Genomic DNA, 16,169 nt, shown 5'->3' with positions numbered 1-16,169 from the left:
CCATGGATAAGTTCACGCATTTTTTCATCGACCGGCCGATCTTCGCCTCGGTGTTGTCCATCGTCATATTATTGGTCGGCGGCTTGGCCTTGATCGGATTACCGATTGCCCAATATCCGGAAATCGCGCCGCCGACCGTGGTGGTGACGGCCAGCTATCCGGGCGCTAATGCCAAGGTCGTGGCGGAAACAGTGGCCACGCCGATCGAACAGGAAGTCAACGGCGTCGAAGACATGCTGTACATGTCCTCGCAATCCACCAACAGCGGCACTATGTCGCTGACCATAACCTTTAAACCCGGCACTAATCTGGATAAAGCCCAGGTATTGGTACAAAATCGGGTGGCGCTGGCCGAACCGAAGCTGCCCGAAGAGGTAGGCCGCCAGGGCATTAGCGTGAATAAACGCAGCCCGGACCTGAGTCTTGTTGTTGGCCTGATCTCGCCGGACAAACGCTACGATAGTATTTATCTCAGCAACTATGCCTTGCTGCAAATCAAGGACACCCTGGCCCGCCTGCCCGGCGTTGGTGAAATCGTGGTGTTCGGTGCCCGCGACTACAGCATGCGCCTGTGGTTAAACCCGGAAAAAATCGCCGCCCGCGACCTGACCGCCAGCGAAGTGGTGAGCTCGATTCGGGAGCAAAATGTGCAAGTGGCGGCCGGGGTGGTCGGTCAGCAACCTTCGCCGGAGAACGCCGAATTCCAATATACGGTCAGCACATTGGGTCGATTGCAGGAACCGGAACAATTCGGCGACATCGTTATCAAGCAAGGTCCGGACGGTCAAATTACTCAGTTGAAAGATGTGGCGCGTATCGAACTGGGCGCCAAGGATTACAACTCGGGGCTATATTTGAATGGTGACCAAGCGGTCGGTTTGGCAATATTCCAGTTGCCCGGCTCCAATGCGCTGGATACCAAAACAGCCGTACTCGAGGCGATGAACAAGCTGAAAACCCGTTTTCCGGAAGGTCTTGAGTATAAATTGATCTACGACACCGTGGTATTTGTGCGGCAGTCCATCGATGCGGTAACCACAACCCTGTTCGAAGCCATTTTGCTGGTGGTGATCGTGGTGATCATTTTTTTACAAAACTGGCGCGCCACGCTGATACCATTACTGGCGGTGCCGGTGTCGTTAATCGGCACCTTTGCGGTGATGTCGGCGCTGGGACTGTCCTTGAATACCCTGTCGCTATTCGGCTTGGTATTGGCCATCGGCATCGTGGTCGACGACGCCATCGTGGTGGTGGAAAACGTCGAGCGGCATATCGCCGAAGGCATGAACGCCCGCGAAGCTACCCGCACGGCCATGAGCGAGGTGGTGGGCCCCATCATCGCCACCTCGCTGGTGCTGGTCGCGGTATTCGTGCCGACCGCCTTTATTACCGGCGTGTCCGGCGCGTTTTACAAGCAATTTGCCCTGACCATCGCGGTATCGACGGTGATTTCGACGTTCAACTCATTAACCCTGAGCCCGGCCTTGTGCGCCTTGATGTTGGATAGAGCCCATCATGACAAGGATGCTGTTACCCGGCTGTTCGATCGGTTGTTCGGCTGGTTTTTCGTGCGTTTCAACCGCTTTTTCAGCTGGTTCAGTGCGGGTTATGGTCGCTTGGTCGGCCGTTTGATCCGTATGACAGCAGTCGTACTGGTCTTGTATGCCGGCCTGAACGGCCTGAATCTGCTGGCCTTTGAAAAAGTACCCACAGGCTTCATTCCGCAGCAGGATCAAGGCTATTTGATTCTGTACGCGCAACTGCCGGATGCCGCCTCGTTGTCGCGCGCTCAACAGGTAGTACAGCAAGCCACCCGCATCATTAAAGGTACCGATGGGGTGGCCAATGTCGTGGCCTATGCCGGCTGGTCGGTACTGACGGGCGCCAATCAGTCCAATGTCGCCACCATGTTCGCCCGCCTGGATAGCTTCGACAACCGGGCCGGCCATCCCGAATTACATGCCGACGCGGTCATCAAGCAACTTAACCAACGCCTGACGTCGATCAAAGATGCCCGGATCGCGGTTTTCGCACCGCCACCTATTCGCGGCATGAGCTCGGTCGGCGGTTTCAAATTGCAAATTCAGGATAGAGGCAACGCCGGCACTGAAGAACTGCAACGGGTAGCGGGTGAGATGATAGCCGCCGGCAACCAACAACCGGGTCTGGCCGGCTTGTTTACCACCTTCCGGGCCAGCGTGCCGCAACTGTTTGTCGATATCGACCGCACCCGCGCCAAAGCCATGAACATCCCGCTGCAGGATGTATTCGACACCTTGCAGATTTATTTAGGCTCTTTGTATGTGAACGACCTGAACGCCTTCGGCCGTACTTACCAGGTGGTGGCGCAGGCTGATGCTGAATTTCGCATGAAACCGGCCGATATTACCGAACTGAAGACTAAAAACAACCAGGGCGGCATGGTGCCGCTGGGCGCTATCGCCAAAATCGAGGAAATAACCGGACCGGATAAAATTACCCGTTACAACATGTATCCGGCGGCGGAAATTAACGGCAGCACCCTGCCCGGCGTCAGTTCCGGCCAAGCCATCGGCGTCATGAGCAAGCTATTGGATGCTGAGTTACCGCCCGGTTTTTCTTTCGAATGGACAGAACTCAGCTTACAGCAAGTACTGGCCGGCAACGTAGCGATGCTGGTATTTCCGTTGAGCGTGATTTTCGTATTTCTAGCATTGGCCGCTCAATATGAAAGTTGGTCATTACCCTTCGCGGTGATTTTGATCGTGCCGATGTGTATTTTGTCGTCGATGACCGGCATCTGGCTGGCGGGTATGGACAACAATATCTTCACGCAGGTCGGTTTCATCGTGCTGGTGGGTTTGGCCAGCAAAAACGCCATTCTGATCGTCGAGTTCGCCAAACGCCGCCAGGAAACCGGTATCAGCCCATTTGAAGCCGCCGTGGAAGCATCCCGCATCCGCTTACGGCCAATTCTGATGACCTCTTTTGCTTTCATCATGGGGGTATTTCCCTTGGTGATCGCCACAGGAGCCGGGGCGGAATCCCGCCGAGTACTGGGCACCGCAGTGTTTAGCGGCATGATAGGCGTGACGGTATTCGGCCTGTTGTTGACACCAGTGTTTTATGTGGCGATACAAACCTTGGCTCAGCGTCTTAACAGCCGCAAACAAGCCGGCGCCTCAGCGTCCGATCAACCTTCCTCGGATTAGCCTTTATGAAACAGAATACATCCAATAACCGCACTCGGCCCCATCTCGACAGCCCGCACTGCAACCTGGCGCGATTCAGCCTAATCATGCTGTCTAGCGGATTGTTGAGCGCCTGCGCCGTGGGCCCGGATTACCAAACGCCATCCCAGGAACTACCGGCCAGCTTTGCCAATGCGCCCCAACCGGTGTTTTCGGACCAAGCGGTGGAAATTAGCTGGTGGAAGTCTTTCAACGATGCGCAACTAATAGCACTAGTCGATCAAACCTTACAGCATAATTTCGAATTAAAAGCCGCAAGGGCGAATCTGGCCGAGGCCCGCGCTCTATATCTGGAAACAGGCTTGAATTTGCTGCCGACGGTTACCTCGCATGCCAACTATAACGAACAAAAACGCAGTACCGGCTCAATGAACAATCGCAACTTCGTGCCGCGCGAACTGAAGCTGTACAACACCGGCTTCGATGCTGCATGGGAAATAGACTTTTTCGGACGGGTGCGGCGCAATGTGGAAGCCAGTAATGACGAAGTCCAGGCCATGGATGCCAGCCTGCGCGATGTTTGCGTCAGTCTGATTGCCGAGGTGGCCTTGAATTATTTCGAGCTGCGCGGTTTGCAAAATCAGTTGGCGGTCGCCCGGCAGAATGCCGACAACCAATCACAAACACTGGAACTGACACAAGTTAAAGTTGAAAATGGCCGTGGCACTGAACTGGATACAGCCAGAGGCTTGGCACAACTGGAAACCACTCGTGCACTTATTCCCAGTATAACCAGCGCTATCATGCGCACTGTGCACCGGCTTAGCGTACTTACCGGCCAATTACCAGCGGCATTGACGGACAACTTGACACAACCTCGGCCGTTACCCAGAGCGCCCGATACGCTGCAGATTGGCAACCCGGAACAGTTGTTGAAACGCCGCCCCGACATCCGTGTCGCTGAGAGCACTCTGGCTGCGGCTACCGCACGCATCGGCGTCGCTACCGCCGATTTATTTCCACGCGTGACCTTCGTCGGCAGTATTTCACTGGAAGCCAGTTCCATGTCGGCAATAGTTGCACCCGGTTCCGACACTTATTCTGTCGGTCCGAAAATCAGTTGGGCCGCTTTCGATCTGGGCCGGGTTTATGCGCGCATCAAGGCCGCCGACGCCCGCGCCGAATCCAGTCTGGCCAACTATGAACAGACCGTGCTGAATGCGCTGGAAGAAACCGAGAACGCCCTAGTTACTTACAATCAGGAACGCAACCGGCGCGCCTTGTTGGCCAACGCGGCTAAAGCCAGTGAAAAAGCCCGCGAACTGGCGCAACTGCGTTACCGGGAAGGCATAGAGGATTTTCTCAGCGTGCTGGATAGCGAATCCCGCGTACTGCAGGATCAAAGTCTGCTGGCTCAAAGCGAGACAGCCACAGCCACCGCGCTAACAGCGGTTTACAAGGCTTTAGGTGGTGGCTGGCAAGTGCTGGAAGTCGAGAAATAAGTTGTTGAGCACAGGGTTCCACGCTAGCAATAGATCAAACTTGTAGATTCAATGATCACGGACGCAGCAAAAGACGGCTATTCTCGGACTAGCCTCCTAGCAGGAAAGCATGCAAAACCGGAGGAGGCAATCCAAGCCGCTAATCGCATCGAGCCTAATAAGGTAATGGGACAAGTATTTTGCGACAGATTAAATTACACAGCAAATGATGCCCCCCGGTTTTGCATGAATCCCAGAATAAAGTTAACGAGAAAATTATAATTCATTTCGCATAAAAGTTCTTATAAGAACTATTTGGTACTAATACGGACTAAATAGTGGTAGACTCTACTCTCACTGACAGATTGACTTGAATCACATGACACATAGGTTCGATTTGATCATGACGTGCAGAGACCTAACTCTCTATTGATTTACTTTTTCTTGTTTAACGAGGTTACCCCATGAATTCATCCAAAAAATCCTTATTTTTCGCTACAGCGATCGTTTTTATTAGCGCGTTGTCTTTTTCCGCTTCTGCCGCCACTTTTAGTCACGAAGAGGTAAGAGCCGCTTTGGATAACACCATTACAAAAGTCAAAGCCTCCATTTCTGCAGTGGAAAACGGTGCGGACAAAGAAACGGTGGCCGATCTGGTCAGCGACGCCAAACAACAGCAAAAGGACATCGAGAACAACAATCTCGAAGTCAAACGCCAGCATGCAGGAAAACGCTTGAATATTGCTTGGAAAGCCGCGCGTGGCGGTGATTTGCAACTAGCCGGCCAATCCTTGAAAGATGCTTTGACCCGCTATGAAGAAATGCAAAAAATTTATGTTTCCAGTCATTAAGCAGTAAACTTTTAGGCCGGCTGATGTATATATCAGTCGGCACATTTAAGACCCATATTAGGGTTATCTGATAGCCGCATCTGAAGCGGCTATTATTCAACGTATAGAACAAGCCGTTAGTAACGCTATATACCAATACTTGAACGAACACTTTTGGGGCTTCTTCCACAGCCCCCCTGATAGAACCGCTTTCCACGCAAAAAGATTTGGCGCGGGCTCGTTACACCGAAATCGATAGCCGTGTCACCTTGCTTCGATCTGCAGCAGCCCTGGTTTTTGCTTCCGGCAGAGACAGAGAGTTTTGAACAGAGATAATCAAGCATTTAGGTGCAGCATTCTTGATCGACAATTAGATGGCGTGCAGGGTTATAAACTATTGATGGCTCTACCAATATAAATTCAGAAAGCAAGAACATTGTCAAAACCGGCGGTGTCATGGTCTCCTGGTGCATTGGGCCTAATCCCGCTGATATATGCATAAGTTTTTCTTGAGAGTAAAGTGGCTTACAGTTATTATCATGTTCTAATTAGAACAATTATTCTTGAATCATGACTTCTGTCTTAACATTTCCAACGGTATTGCGCGAGTTACTTCGCACACACCAAACGTTTTTATCTTATGCCGCCCGACATGTTCATGCGCTTGATTTAACTTTACCGCAATACGACGTGATCATCACTTTGGGCAATAGTAACGGCATGCAAACCAAGAAGCTTGGCGAGGAAACCTTGATCACCAAAGGCACGCTAACCGGCGTCGTCAGCCGTCTGGAAGACAAAGGACTGGTAGAAAGGTTGGCCTCGAAGAAAGACGGTCGCAGCCAGATCGTACGTTTAACCGAAGCGGGACGGGCGGTATACGAACAAACATTCCCAGAGCATTTGAGGCATATCAATCAACTATTCAATGATTATGCCCCGGAGGAAGTCTCAAAACTGGAGGCCGATTTGGTGCGCTTACATCAAGCGATAATGATTGCCCGAGGCGATGGCGTTGAGGAAAACGCCGATGAATTCTAGCGATAGCACCCAGCATGGCCGGACGTTCATTTTTCACTTTCAGGTAATGCGTATGCTATCGATAACTTGTTTACGCAAAACAGTTTTTTGCTGGTTCCCAGTGTTTTCTTGTCTGCTTGCGACCGCTATGTTTAGATTGTTAATATCACCTGGATTCTAGCCGATATGAGTGATCCTTAGCTTAGGATCGCAGCGATCACTACCGCGATAGCGGTTTAGTCCAACACGGGATATATCGATTTCTAACATTGTAAACACCACAAACTAGTTGATCACCTGTTTGGGTTAATTGATAGCTTTGCCAAAAATTACAATCTGCCAATTACCTATTCAAATACCAAGCGCCATAAGTACCAGCATCAACACTAAAAATAGCAAGATACCAACGACCACTCCGATGGAAAACCACTTAAAGTTACTATCATCCACTCAAAATTCTCCATCATTCAAGATAATTTATAAAACCGCATAAATAGCCGCCTTTTTGGTTCAATTATTCTTATTAACTTCATCAGACTTCGATAACAGCACATCGAAGTAACTGTCAAAAGCGTCGTCTACTAGCACCGAGGAAATGGAAGTAATATAAAGGCGTTATAATTACCATTACACCTCCAAAGCCAGCACTGACCAGTAATATTGACCGCGTAAGCCTAATGAATTGTCTAAATTATTAGGCTGGCAACCAATTAAGGTGCACTAGCTATAATAGCACCATTAGCTGTAACGAATGCGCGCCAACTCATATTGGCTGCATCTGAAACGCCAACCCCTTGGCCAAAATCATTAAAAAACCATTTCAGTGCGCAGGCTGTCGGCAAGCGATCACGGGCACAAAATCTTAACGCTACCACTACTAACTTCAGCGCTTCGATTTATCACAACCAAAATTTTCCGGCGCTAGTCAAACCAAATACCAGCATAACCCAGCCCAACAACCCAGCAAAAACCCATCCATCCCCCAGTTTGGCATAAGGCGTTAACCCTGACATGGGTAAGATACTGCCCGTTAATGCCGTGGTAGTAAACAGAGGCGCCTGCTGACTGATCTTGCCATCCGGCGTTACGATTGCAGTCAACCCTGTATTCGTAGCTCTAAGCAAATAGCGCCCGGTTTCTAATGCGCGCATCTGTGCTATCTGCATATGCTGATAGGGTTGCGAGGTATCGCCAAACCAGCCATCGTTGGTAACATTCACCAGATAAGCTGCTTTTTCTACTTGCCGTATAACCAATTCACCAAAAGCATCTTCATAACAAATAGTGGTTACAAATGGATAGCCTCCTGCCTGAAGTAGCGTTTGCGTATCGTCGCCTGCAGCAAAGTCTCCCAGCGGAATCTGTAATTGATCCAACACCCAACCCGACAAAGGTTGTAAGGGCAGATATTCTCCAAATGGTAGCAAGTGATTTTTGTGATAAAAAGCCTCAGAGCTACCCAAAGTCATCACGCTATTGTAATAATCTTTACCTGCGCCATAAGTGGGTACACTAACAACCAAATCGACATTTTTTTCTCTAGCCACCGCCGCTAATGGGTCTAAAAAAAAATCTTTAACGTCTGAGTAAAAAGCTGGAATTGCCGTTTCAGGCCAGATAATCACATCTGCATCCCAATGTTGTTCAGTCAGCCGTTGGTAGAGATTTAAGGTATTCATCATTTGCTCCGGCAGCCATTTTTGATCCTGAGCAATATTACCCTGCAGCAAAGCGACTTTAATTGGCGCCCCGATAGCATGCGACCATGGCACACCTGTTAACAGCCAACCGCCACCCCAAATCAAACATACAAGCAATAAGCCATGCAAAGGCATTAATTTTCGACGCAAAACTTCAGCCAAGGCTACTGAGGAGGCTGCCAGCAAAAAACCCACCCCATAGATACCGACCAGCGGCACAAAACCAGCTAGTGGCGTGTCAAGTTGACTATAAGCAATTTGTAACCAAGGAAAACCATTTAATAGCCAATTACCACGTAAATACTCTACCGCCACCCAGATTAAGGCCACAGCAAAAATCCGCAACCAAACCCCGAACCAGGTCAATATTTTCGCTGATAAAAACGCCGTCAACGCCGGAAATACAGCCCACAAAGCGACTAAGCACAGGGCTAAAAGTCCAGCGCTTACTGGAGAGGCTCCGCCAAAATCATGAATACTGACATAAACCCACCAGATGCCTGAACCAAACAAGCCCAAGCCAAACAAATAGCCACGAAACGCCGCCCGTAAAGGGGATTGAACAATGCAAAATTGAAAAAAACACGCCAGTGAAAAACAGGCCACATAGGCAAAACCATAAGGCGCAAATGCCAGTGTTAGCAGCACACCCAGCAGCGGCGCCAACATTTCCCATTTCCATTGAAGTAATTGATTCATTTTATTTGTGTGAGAGGTAAAAAACCGAGCAATATTGTGCTGTGATTAAGCGCTGATTATTTTGGGCAATTGCACTTAAACTCACCCCCCATACTCATTAATCATCCACTAGCTTATGGAGAAACTGGCAGCAAAGTAGTCTTAAAGTCTGTGATAGTTATCTTCTTTGAAAGCCACTTCAACTGGCTCGTGTAAGGAATGATGAAATTCTCGGTCTCAATTAGCGATGACTAACGGGTTAATTGCAATCGAACTGCTTGGGCCAATCCCGATAATTAAACACCTGCCCATTCTGGCGCACAGTATCGATGGCAGCCATGTCCAAGTCAGCGTAGACCCATTGAGCCTGATTGTATTCGCCTATCGCCAGGACGCCATTATGCGGAAAACCTCTATCGACTGGCGTATAAATCGCCGATGCTCCACGGTTAATGTCGACGGCTTCCGACCACTCCGCATCGCCCACCAGCGAGGCTTGCACGACGTAGCATTGATTTTCCAGCGCCCGAGCCTGACAGCCGATACGCACGCGATAATAACCAGCTTCGGTGTCAGTACAACTGGGCACTAATATCAAAGTTGCGCCACGTTCAGTTTGTTGACGGGCATAGTGCGGAAATTCACTGTCGTAGCAGATATTGATGGCAACTTTACCGAAAATGGTCTCGAATACTTTAATCTCCAGACCACGACTTATTTGCCACTGTTCATTTTCAAAACGAGTCATGGTGAGTTTTTCCTGATAATCCACCTTGCCTTGCGGGGTGAAAAAATAGGCGTGGTTACGGAATTCACCGTTGTCGTGCTTGACCGGAAAAGTACCGGCTTGTATGTAAACCCCATATTCTGAGGCCAGGGTTGTGAACAACTTCAGATAATCCGACAGCAGAGATTGCAAGGCATCGAGCTGGCCGGACAGCGAGGAATAAACGTCCTTGGGAAACAAAGAGGCCAGTTCCATGCAGGCATATTCCGGAAACAGCAGAATGTCGGCTTTGTTATCGGCGGCTTGCTTTACCCAGCGGCGGGTTTTGCTTTCGAAATTGGCCCAGGTTTCCAGGAAACTAATATCGTATTGAGCACTGGCAATCTTAGGCATGTTCTTCTTTTAACCAAAAAGTCATAGGTTTTGCGGATTCGAATGCCTCATCAAGGTCTTTCCAGGTATAGGTGGTTGTCAGTTCCGGGTGTTTGACATAACCGCGCTTGTTCCAGAACGTATCTAATGGGACGTAATCGACCGGGCGTCGAGGATGATCTGCCGGGCGCTCGACGCAGCAGAAAGTAATGTGTTTGAATCCACCCAAATCTTCCGCATGGGCCTCGCGCTGCTCGAAGAAACGCACGCCGACGCCAAGGCCACGATAGGCTTTGTTCAATACCGATTCGCCGCAGTAAAACACTTCATCCGGATTATAGCCGTTTTCGATAAAGGGCTTTTTCACTTCATCAGTTTCGTATTTCAGCGGTATAGCGGTGGAAGCGCCAATGATGGCATCACCATCAAACGCCAGTACGATGACACTTTCCGGGCAGTTGATGTAGGTTTGTAAGTATTTTTCTTCATACTGGTAATCGCCGTCATACAGATACGGAAAATCTTTGAATACTTCGATGCGTAAACGGGCCAGTTCGGGAATATATTGAATCAAGGCTTTGCCGCTGAGGCGCTGGATGCGGATGTCTTTGCTCATAGGATTAATCAATTGCAGAGGATGAAATCGGATTGTTAAGAATGCTCGGCCAGTTCAGCTAGGGATTCAATCATCCAGGTGGGAAAATCAACATTCACGCGTATTTGTGCTTGTAACACGCGCTTTGCCTTTGAAACATCCAGTAAAGTTGTAATATCAACATCTTCGTCAAATTGTTGTTCAACGTTTATAACTTTCATATAACGCCACCTCCTCGGTACGTGAGCCACGAACAGAAAGGAGTCGAACATTCACGTTTCTGTAAATAATAACCGCTAACCAGTGTTTTTGGTTAATCAGACCTATCATCAGATATCTTGGCTCAGCTTCGGTTTTAGCTGGAATTTCTAATAACCTAGCATCATTCCACAACACTTGAGCGCCAACGAAGCCGATGCCATGTTTCAAGAAATTAGCCTGACTTTACGAATCGTCGAATTCAAATCTAATCATGGTATATAAAATATACCTTTTTGATACTCAAAAACAAGTGACGAATGCGGTTCAATGAAAAACTGTCCGCCATCAACTATCTTCGCCATAGCCAATATCACCCACAAGAGAAGAGAAGCGAGACGGGAAGCAATACGACAGAAACAGCGGCCGGTATCGACAACTTTGCTATCACCGCGTCTGGCAATCCTATGTCAGCAGCAGAATCTGGCACGCTTCTACTTTTGGGTATTGGCCTCGCGGGATCAGCCTGGTTCCGTCTTGAAAAAAACGCACATCATAATCATCACCAGGAATATAGCGTGATAATTCGGCAAGTTATCATTATCCTGGCTTTACAGAGCACCCAATACTTGTATCTGCCCTATCTGACGATCTCTTCATCCTGCAAATAACAGCCCGGATCCTCAGCCCAAAAATCGCCCGTCATTTGCTGAGCGCGGACACGGGTGTTGCCGTTGCAAATGGACTGGTAATCACAAGTGGCGCAGCGGCCTTTTAAGGGTCTGGGCGAAGCTTTTAGGCCCGCCATCAAGGGGTCGGAGACATCTTGCCAGATTTCCGAGAAAGGCCTTTGCCGAACATTGCCCAAACCGTAATGCCACCAGAAAGTATCCGGATGCACATTGCCGAGGTTGTCGATGTTGGCGACATTGACGCCGGAAGAATTGCCGCCCCATTGCTGCAGTTTGGCTTGCATATGTTCCGCTCGTTCCGGAAAGCGGCGCGCAACCCAATGCAGAAAATACACTGCGTCGGCATCGTTATTGCCTGTAACCACTTCGCGGTGCAGGCCTTGCTGTTCCCAGCTCAAAGCTTTTTCAAACAGCGCATCCATCACTTGCCGGGTCAATGCAAATTCGGCATCGTCTTTACGATTTTTGTTGCCGCGACCACCGTAATTCAAGTGTGACAGATAAAATTTGTCGATATCCTCATCGTCCATCAATTGCAGCAGGGCGTCAAAATCATGCGCATTATCATGGGTTAAGGTATAGCGCACACCCGCCTTGATGCCATGATCGCGGCAGAGACGAATACCTGCCAAAGAGGCCTCAAATGAACCCTGTTTTTGCCTGAATTTGTCGTGCGCTTCCTGCATGCCATCCAGACTGACGCCAATGTATTGATAGTTAATCGCAGCGATTTGTTCGATGTTGCTTTGGTTTATCAGGGTGCCGTTACTGGACAAGGCCACATAAAAACCCATGTCGCGGGCGCGTTGTGAGATAGGAAAAATATCCGGATGTAGTAATGGCTCACCGCCGGACAGGATCAGTACCGGCACTTTAAAAGCTTTCAGGTCGTCCATTACCGTAAAGACTTCCGGCGTACTCAGCTCGCCGGGAAAGTTAATGTCGGCGGAGGTGGTATAGCAATGTTTGCAGGTTAAATTACAGCGGCGGATCAGATTCCAGATCACTACCGGCCCGGACGGTTTGCGCGGTGCGGTTAGCGGCGAGGGATGCAGCAGTTCGCGCATATATTGACTGAGTCTGAACATAAATTAGCCTGCTATCCTTAAACCGGTTTTTTTGAGAATTTTGCTGCTGTATAGCACAGCGTGTCGCCGTGAATCCGTACCTAGTAAATCGGCTATCAGCGCGATCTGACGTTCCGCATCCAGCTCTGTTTTAGCATGCACCATCGCAAACAGATTGTAGGGCCAGTCCGGCAAATGGCGCGGACGCTGGTAGCAATGACTGACGAATGACAGTTCGGCCACTCGTTGCCCCAGACTGTCGATATGCAGATCGTCGACATCCCACACCGTCATACCGTTGTAGCGATAGCCAATTTTGTAATGGTTGGGCACGGCGGCGATCCGCCGAATGACACCGTTGTCCTGCATGGCTTGCATGCGTTGCATGACCAGTTGCGCGGACAGACCCAATTGTTCGGCAATAACTTGATAGGGTTCGGCAACCAAGGGTAAACCGGCCTGAGTGGCCTGAATGATTTGGCGGTCGATAGCATCGATAGGCATAACAGCGTCTCTCATCGGTTATTTACGAATCAAATAACCGATGAGGCCACCAGTGGTCGCTGACAAAATCGACATAGCCCATTTTTTCTCTTCAGCACTGGTCACATTGGACAATAGTGTCGAATAACACAAACCGGCAATCATCACGACAAACCCTAGCGCCACCACAAACAATGCCACATCTTTGAATAATCTGACCCGTCTCTCGCCGTCTGTTTCTTCTCTATCTACCGATACTTTGAAAGTATGATTGGGCGGTGGCTGATTCAGGTCAATATGATTCATAACCCAATAATCTCGGTTTCAAGCTTTTGTGTAGTCGGCTCAACCAGGCCTAATTTTAAGCCTCTGCGCCGCCCATCTTGCGCCGCCAGATAGAGTGTCATCGCCTTGCGTAGAATTTCACTTTTGTTGGTTTCATTCTCCTGCGCGACACGATCCAGTTCGCGATTAAGATCATCAGATAACACTACATTAAAACGAACAGACATCGCACACCTCTAAAATACAGTTACTATCATGCGTATTTTATACACTTATTTTATGTATAGAACAATTTCACCCATTACACTTGCAACTGTAACCCAACATAATATTCGTTAATTTTCGGCATGTTATGCACCACCAAACCCGTTTGTTGCTCGATGGCTTCGATGACGCTTTGCACCTGTTCCGGGCGTTCGGTGGCCAGCACGAACCACATATTCAAGCTATGATTCCGCGCATAGTTATGCGCCACTTCCGGAAAGGCATTCACGATGTCGGTAACCGCAGCAAAATCCTCTTCAGGCACTTTCAAAGCCGCCAAGCTTAATGCCCCACCCATTTGTTCTGCGTGATACATAGGGCCAAATCGCGATAGCACACCCTCTGCCAACAAGGTTTGCAGCCTGCTTATTAAATCCGCCTCGCTGATGTCCAACTGCTGTGCGACTCGGCTGTATGGCGATTCGCAAATCGGAAAGCCCTGTTGCAGCTGATTGATAATACGTTTGTCGGTGTCATCCATGCATAGCTTCCCGCTGCGACTGCCGAGCTTGCCGGTAGAGCGCGCCGCGCTGCTTGAAACAACGTCGACTGAATAGCACTTCAAAAGCCACATCGGCCAAGTCGCAGCTTTGCCGTAGCGAATCCCATTGCTGCATCACCATTTCGCGACTCTTGCCATGTATCATGCAATATAAATTGTAAGGCCAGGTTTCGCCTTGCCTTGGTCTTTGGTAACACAGGTTGACGCAGCTGTGAGCGCTGATTTTCCTGCCGACCGCCGCCACGCTGTCGTCGGCAATATTCATCACTATCATGGCATTGGCTTGATAACCCAACTGCCTATGCTTGACCACCACCCCCCAACGCTTGATCAGGCCTTGAGCTTTCAGAAGCCTCAACCGCTCAATGACTTCCTGTTCGCTAAGCGCCAGTTTGTCGGCAATCACGGCATAGGGTCGGGCGGCAATCGGCAAACCTGCCTGTACCGCGGCAATCAGTTGAAAATCGATGGCTTCAATCATGTAAATTCAGCTCAAAACCCAGGTTGATGAAATAATCGGCCAGCATCGGCAACAACATAGCCTGATAGCCTGTCTTGGCCTCGATATCGGCAATCACCGCTTGCAGCTGCTGTTCGTGATCGGCCACCAGCACAAACCATAAATTGAAACGGTTTTCCCGCTCGTAGTTATGATTAACTTCCGGATAGGCGCTAATCACTTCTGCCACCCACTCCAGGTCATAATCCGGTACCGCCATGGCCACCAATGCGCTGCAACCGATGCTGTTGGGCGCAATCACAGGGCCGATGCGGCTGATCATTTGTTGTTCCGACAAGGCCTGAAAAGCTGTCAACACCTCCGCTTCACTGACACCCAGCTGTTCCGCGATGTCGAGATACGGCGTCGGACTGAGCGGAAAATCCTGCTGATAGTTATTTAACAGCTGCTTGTGCAAAGTCGTTAGCATGACTTACAAACCCAGTTGATTGGCACGATTAGAAAAGAAAATACCGCTGGGTTTTTGCGCCGGTAACTGTGCCGTTTCCTGCAGGGTTTCGGTGTCGTAAATCATCACCCGGTCTTCATCGCGCACCGCCAGCCATACGGCTTCGCCGCGCGGGGTAAATTCCATATGCATCACCGCTTTTCCAGGTTGCAGGGTTTTAACCACATTGAAACCTTTGACGTCGATTACCTGCACCGTCTGATTGTCCGGGAAAGCAAAATTCACCCACACCTGCCGACCATCCGGGCGAGACATCACAAACACCGGCTGCCCGGCTACCGGGATACGTTTGACCAATGACCAGTCGCGCTTATCGATCACCAATACTTCATGCCGACCCACGGCCGGCACCAGCAACCAATCGCCAGCCACCGTCCAGCCTTCCAGATGCGGCATTTTATATACAGGGGTTTGCTCGTCGTCCTTGCCGTAATCTTGCAGAATATGATTCACACCCAACTCAGGCTGCCATAAATCCAGTAAAGCCAAACCTTTTTCGCCGAACAAACCGGCGGCATAAAAGTGTCCGTCCGGCGTCAGCAAGGCGTCGTAGGGTTGTTTGCCGATATCTTTGAATTTTTGCACCTGCGGCTGACGCGGATTTTTGGCGTCAATCAGCCAGATTTCGTTAGCATCGAACAAACTACAGACAAAACGTTGCCCTGGCGCATCGACCAAACCCACGACTTTAGAGGTTTTATGGTCGCCATACACAGCCGGAATTTCTGACAATAACTCCAAAGTATCCGCTGAAAAAATCTTCACTCCGCCCGGCGTGTAATTCGATACTGCAATCAGCTTGCCGTCTTGGGAAATTGCGCCGCCTATACTATTGCCAGCCTGAATGATGCGTATATCCAGTTTGTCCTGCAATAAATCGATTTTGCTCAAACCGCCATCACGACCAAACACATAGGCATAGCGCTGATCACGGGAAAACACCACCGAGGCGTGCGACAAGTCACCCAGCCCTTCAATGCGGCTTAACATGGCAGGATGACTGGTGTTGATGATCTGTACGCTGCCCTGCTCGCGCTCTATTACAACGCCCAAGTCGCCGGTGGCGCGCAAATCTGCACAGCCAGAAACCAATATTAACGCTATAAATAACCCGAAAACGTGTAAAAACATAAGCCC

18 protein-coding genes are annotated in these 16,169 nt (G+C 49.7%); 5 read left to right on the top strand and 13 right to left on the bottom strand.

The genetic code is table 11. From position 1 onward, the window contains the following. Nucleotides 1–2: 2 nt before the first annotated feature. From A1359_RS08950 to A1359_RS08930, 4 genes are all read left to right on the top strand, one after another. Nucleotides 3–3,191 carry an efflux RND transporter permease subunit gene (locus A1359_RS08950; RefSeq protein WP_066981206.1) on the top strand — a complete coding sequence of 1,063 codons (3,189 nt, stop codon included), beginning with the start codon at nt 3–5 and terminating at the stop codon, nt 3,189–3,191. Between the two features lie 5 nt (nt 3,192–3,196). Then, the gene (locus A1359_RS08945; protein ID WP_083960562.1) at nt 3,197–4,672 is read left to right on the top strand and encodes an efflux transporter outer membrane subunit; all 1,476 of its coding nucleotides are present in this window, start codon (nt 3,197–3,199) and stop codon (nt 4,670–4,672) included. A 443-nt stretch (nt 4,673–5,115) separates the two neighbouring features. Continuing rightward, the gene (locus A1359_RS08935; RefSeq protein WP_066981200.1) at nt 5,116–5,502 is read left to right on the top strand and encodes a hypothetical protein; all 387 of its coding nucleotides are present in this window, start codon (nt 5,116–5,118) and stop codon (nt 5,500–5,502) included. Nucleotides 5,503–6,051: 549 nt separating this feature from the next. Next, a complete protein-coding gene (locus A1359_RS08930) occupies nt 6,052–6,522 on the top strand; it encodes a MarR family winged helix-turn-helix transcriptional regulator (protein ID WP_066981197.1) in 471 nt (156 codons plus the stop codon). Between the two features lie 878 nt (nt 6,523–7,400). Here A1359_RS08930 and lnt read toward each other — a convergent pair. The 5 genes from lnt to A1359_RS08910 all read right to left on the bottom strand — a co-directional run bounded on the left by lnt (nt 7,401) and on the right by A1359_RS08910 (nt 11,002). After that, nucleotides 7,401–8,900, bottom strand: a complete 1,500-nt coding sequence (gene lnt / locus A1359_RS08925) for an apolipoprotein N-acyltransferase (protein ID WP_083960561.1) — start codon at nt 8,898–8,900, stop codon at nt 7,401–7,403. 238 nt (nt 8,901–9,138) lie between these two features. Next, on the bottom strand, nt 9,139–9,999 hold the full coding sequence (locus tag A1359_RS08920) for a carbon-nitrogen hydrolase family protein (protein ID WP_066981191.1): 861 nt from the start codon (nt 9,997–9,999) through the stop codon (nt 9,139–9,141). Next, a complete protein-coding gene (locus A1359_RS08915; protein ID WP_066981188.1) occupies nt 9,992–10,594 on the bottom strand; it encodes a GNAT family N-acetyltransferase in 603 nt (200 codons plus the stop codon). Before A1359_RS08915 ends, A1359_RS08920 begins: the two co-directional genes overlap by 8 nt. A gap of 35 nt (nt 10,595–10,629) precedes the next feature. Continuing rightward, entirely contained in the window at nt 10,630–10,794 is a 165-nt protein-coding gene (locus A1359_RS22755) for a hypothetical protein (RefSeq protein WP_198159305.1), read from the bottom strand. Further along, nucleotides 10,775–11,002: a BrnT family toxin gene (locus A1359_RS08910; RefSeq protein WP_198159304.1), complete on the bottom strand. Its 228-nt coding sequence runs from the start codon at nt 11,000–11,002 to the stop codon at nt 10,775–10,777. Before A1359_RS08910 ends, A1359_RS22755 begins: the two co-directional genes overlap by 20 nt. An 89-nt stretch (nt 11,003–11,091) precedes the next feature. Between A1359_RS08910 and A1359_RS22420 the strand changes: the two genes are divergently transcribed. Further along, on the top strand, nt 11,092–11,442 hold the full coding sequence (locus A1359_RS22420; RefSeq protein WP_157200510.1) for a hypothetical protein: 351 nt from the start codon (nt 11,092–11,094) through the stop codon (nt 11,440–11,442). Here the strand turns inward: A1359_RS22420 and nirJ are convergent. The 8 genes from nirJ to A1359_RS08870 form a co-directional block, all read right to left on the bottom strand. Continuing rightward, the gene (nirJ, locus tag A1359_RS08905; RefSeq protein ID WP_066981185.1) at nt 11,412–12,551 is read right to left on the bottom strand and encodes a heme d1 biosynthesis radical SAM protein NirJ; all 1,140 of its coding nucleotides are present in this window, start codon (nt 12,549–12,551) and stop codon (nt 11,412–11,414) included. The two genes, A1359_RS22420 and nirJ, sit on opposite strands and share 31 nt — an antisense overlap. 3 nt (nt 12,552–12,554) lie before the next feature. Further along, nucleotides 12,555–13,034: a siroheme decarboxylase subunit beta gene (gene ahbB, locus A1359_RS08900; protein WP_066981182.1), complete on the bottom strand. Its 480-nt coding sequence runs from the start codon at nt 13,032–13,034 to the stop codon at nt 12,555–12,557. Nucleotides 13,035–13,052: 18 nt separating this feature from the next. Beyond that, the gene (locus tag A1359_RS08895) at nt 13,053–13,319 is read right to left on the bottom strand and encodes a hypothetical protein (protein ID WP_066981179.1); all 267 of its coding nucleotides are present in this window, start codon (nt 13,317–13,319) and stop codon (nt 13,053–13,055) included. Next, entirely contained in the window at nt 13,316–13,525 is a 210-nt protein-coding gene (locus A1359_RS08890; protein WP_066981176.1) for a ribbon-helix-helix protein, CopG family, read from the bottom strand. The genes A1359_RS08895 and A1359_RS08890 overlap by 4 nt, the downstream gene beginning before the upstream one ends. A gap of 74 nt (nt 13,526–13,599) precedes the next feature. Further along, entirely contained in the window at nt 13,600–14,043 is a 444-nt protein-coding gene (locus tag A1359_RS08885) for an Lrp/AsnC family transcriptional regulator (RefSeq protein WP_066981173.1), read from the bottom strand. Beyond that, nucleotides 14,036–14,545: a siroheme decarboxylase subunit beta gene (ahbB, locus tag A1359_RS22750; protein WP_066981171.1), complete on the bottom strand. Its 510-nt coding sequence runs from the start codon at nt 14,543–14,545 to the stop codon at nt 14,036–14,038. Before ahbB (A1359_RS22750) ends, A1359_RS08885 begins: the two co-directional genes overlap by 8 nt. Beyond that, entirely contained in the window at nt 14,538–14,993 is a 456-nt protein-coding gene (locus A1359_RS22745; protein ID WP_066981169.1) for an Lrp/AsnC family transcriptional regulator, read from the bottom strand. The genes ahbB (A1359_RS22750) and A1359_RS22745 overlap by 8 nt, the downstream gene beginning before the upstream one ends. Nucleotides 14,994–14,996: 3 nt before the next feature. Further along, nucleotides 14,997–16,163: a cytochrome D1 domain-containing protein gene (locus A1359_RS08870; protein ID WP_066981166.1), complete on the bottom strand. Its 1,167-nt coding sequence runs from the start codon at nt 16,161–16,163 to the stop codon at nt 14,997–14,999. Nucleotides 16,164–16,169 lie beyond the last annotated feature (6 nt).

It is taken from the genome of Methylomonas lenta (genome assembly GCF_001644015.1).
GTDB lineage: Bacteria > Pseudomonadota > Gammaproteobacteria > Methylococcales > Methylomonadaceae > Methylomonas > Methylomonas lenta.
This window is presented reverse-complemented; position numbering and strand designations above follow the sequence as displayed.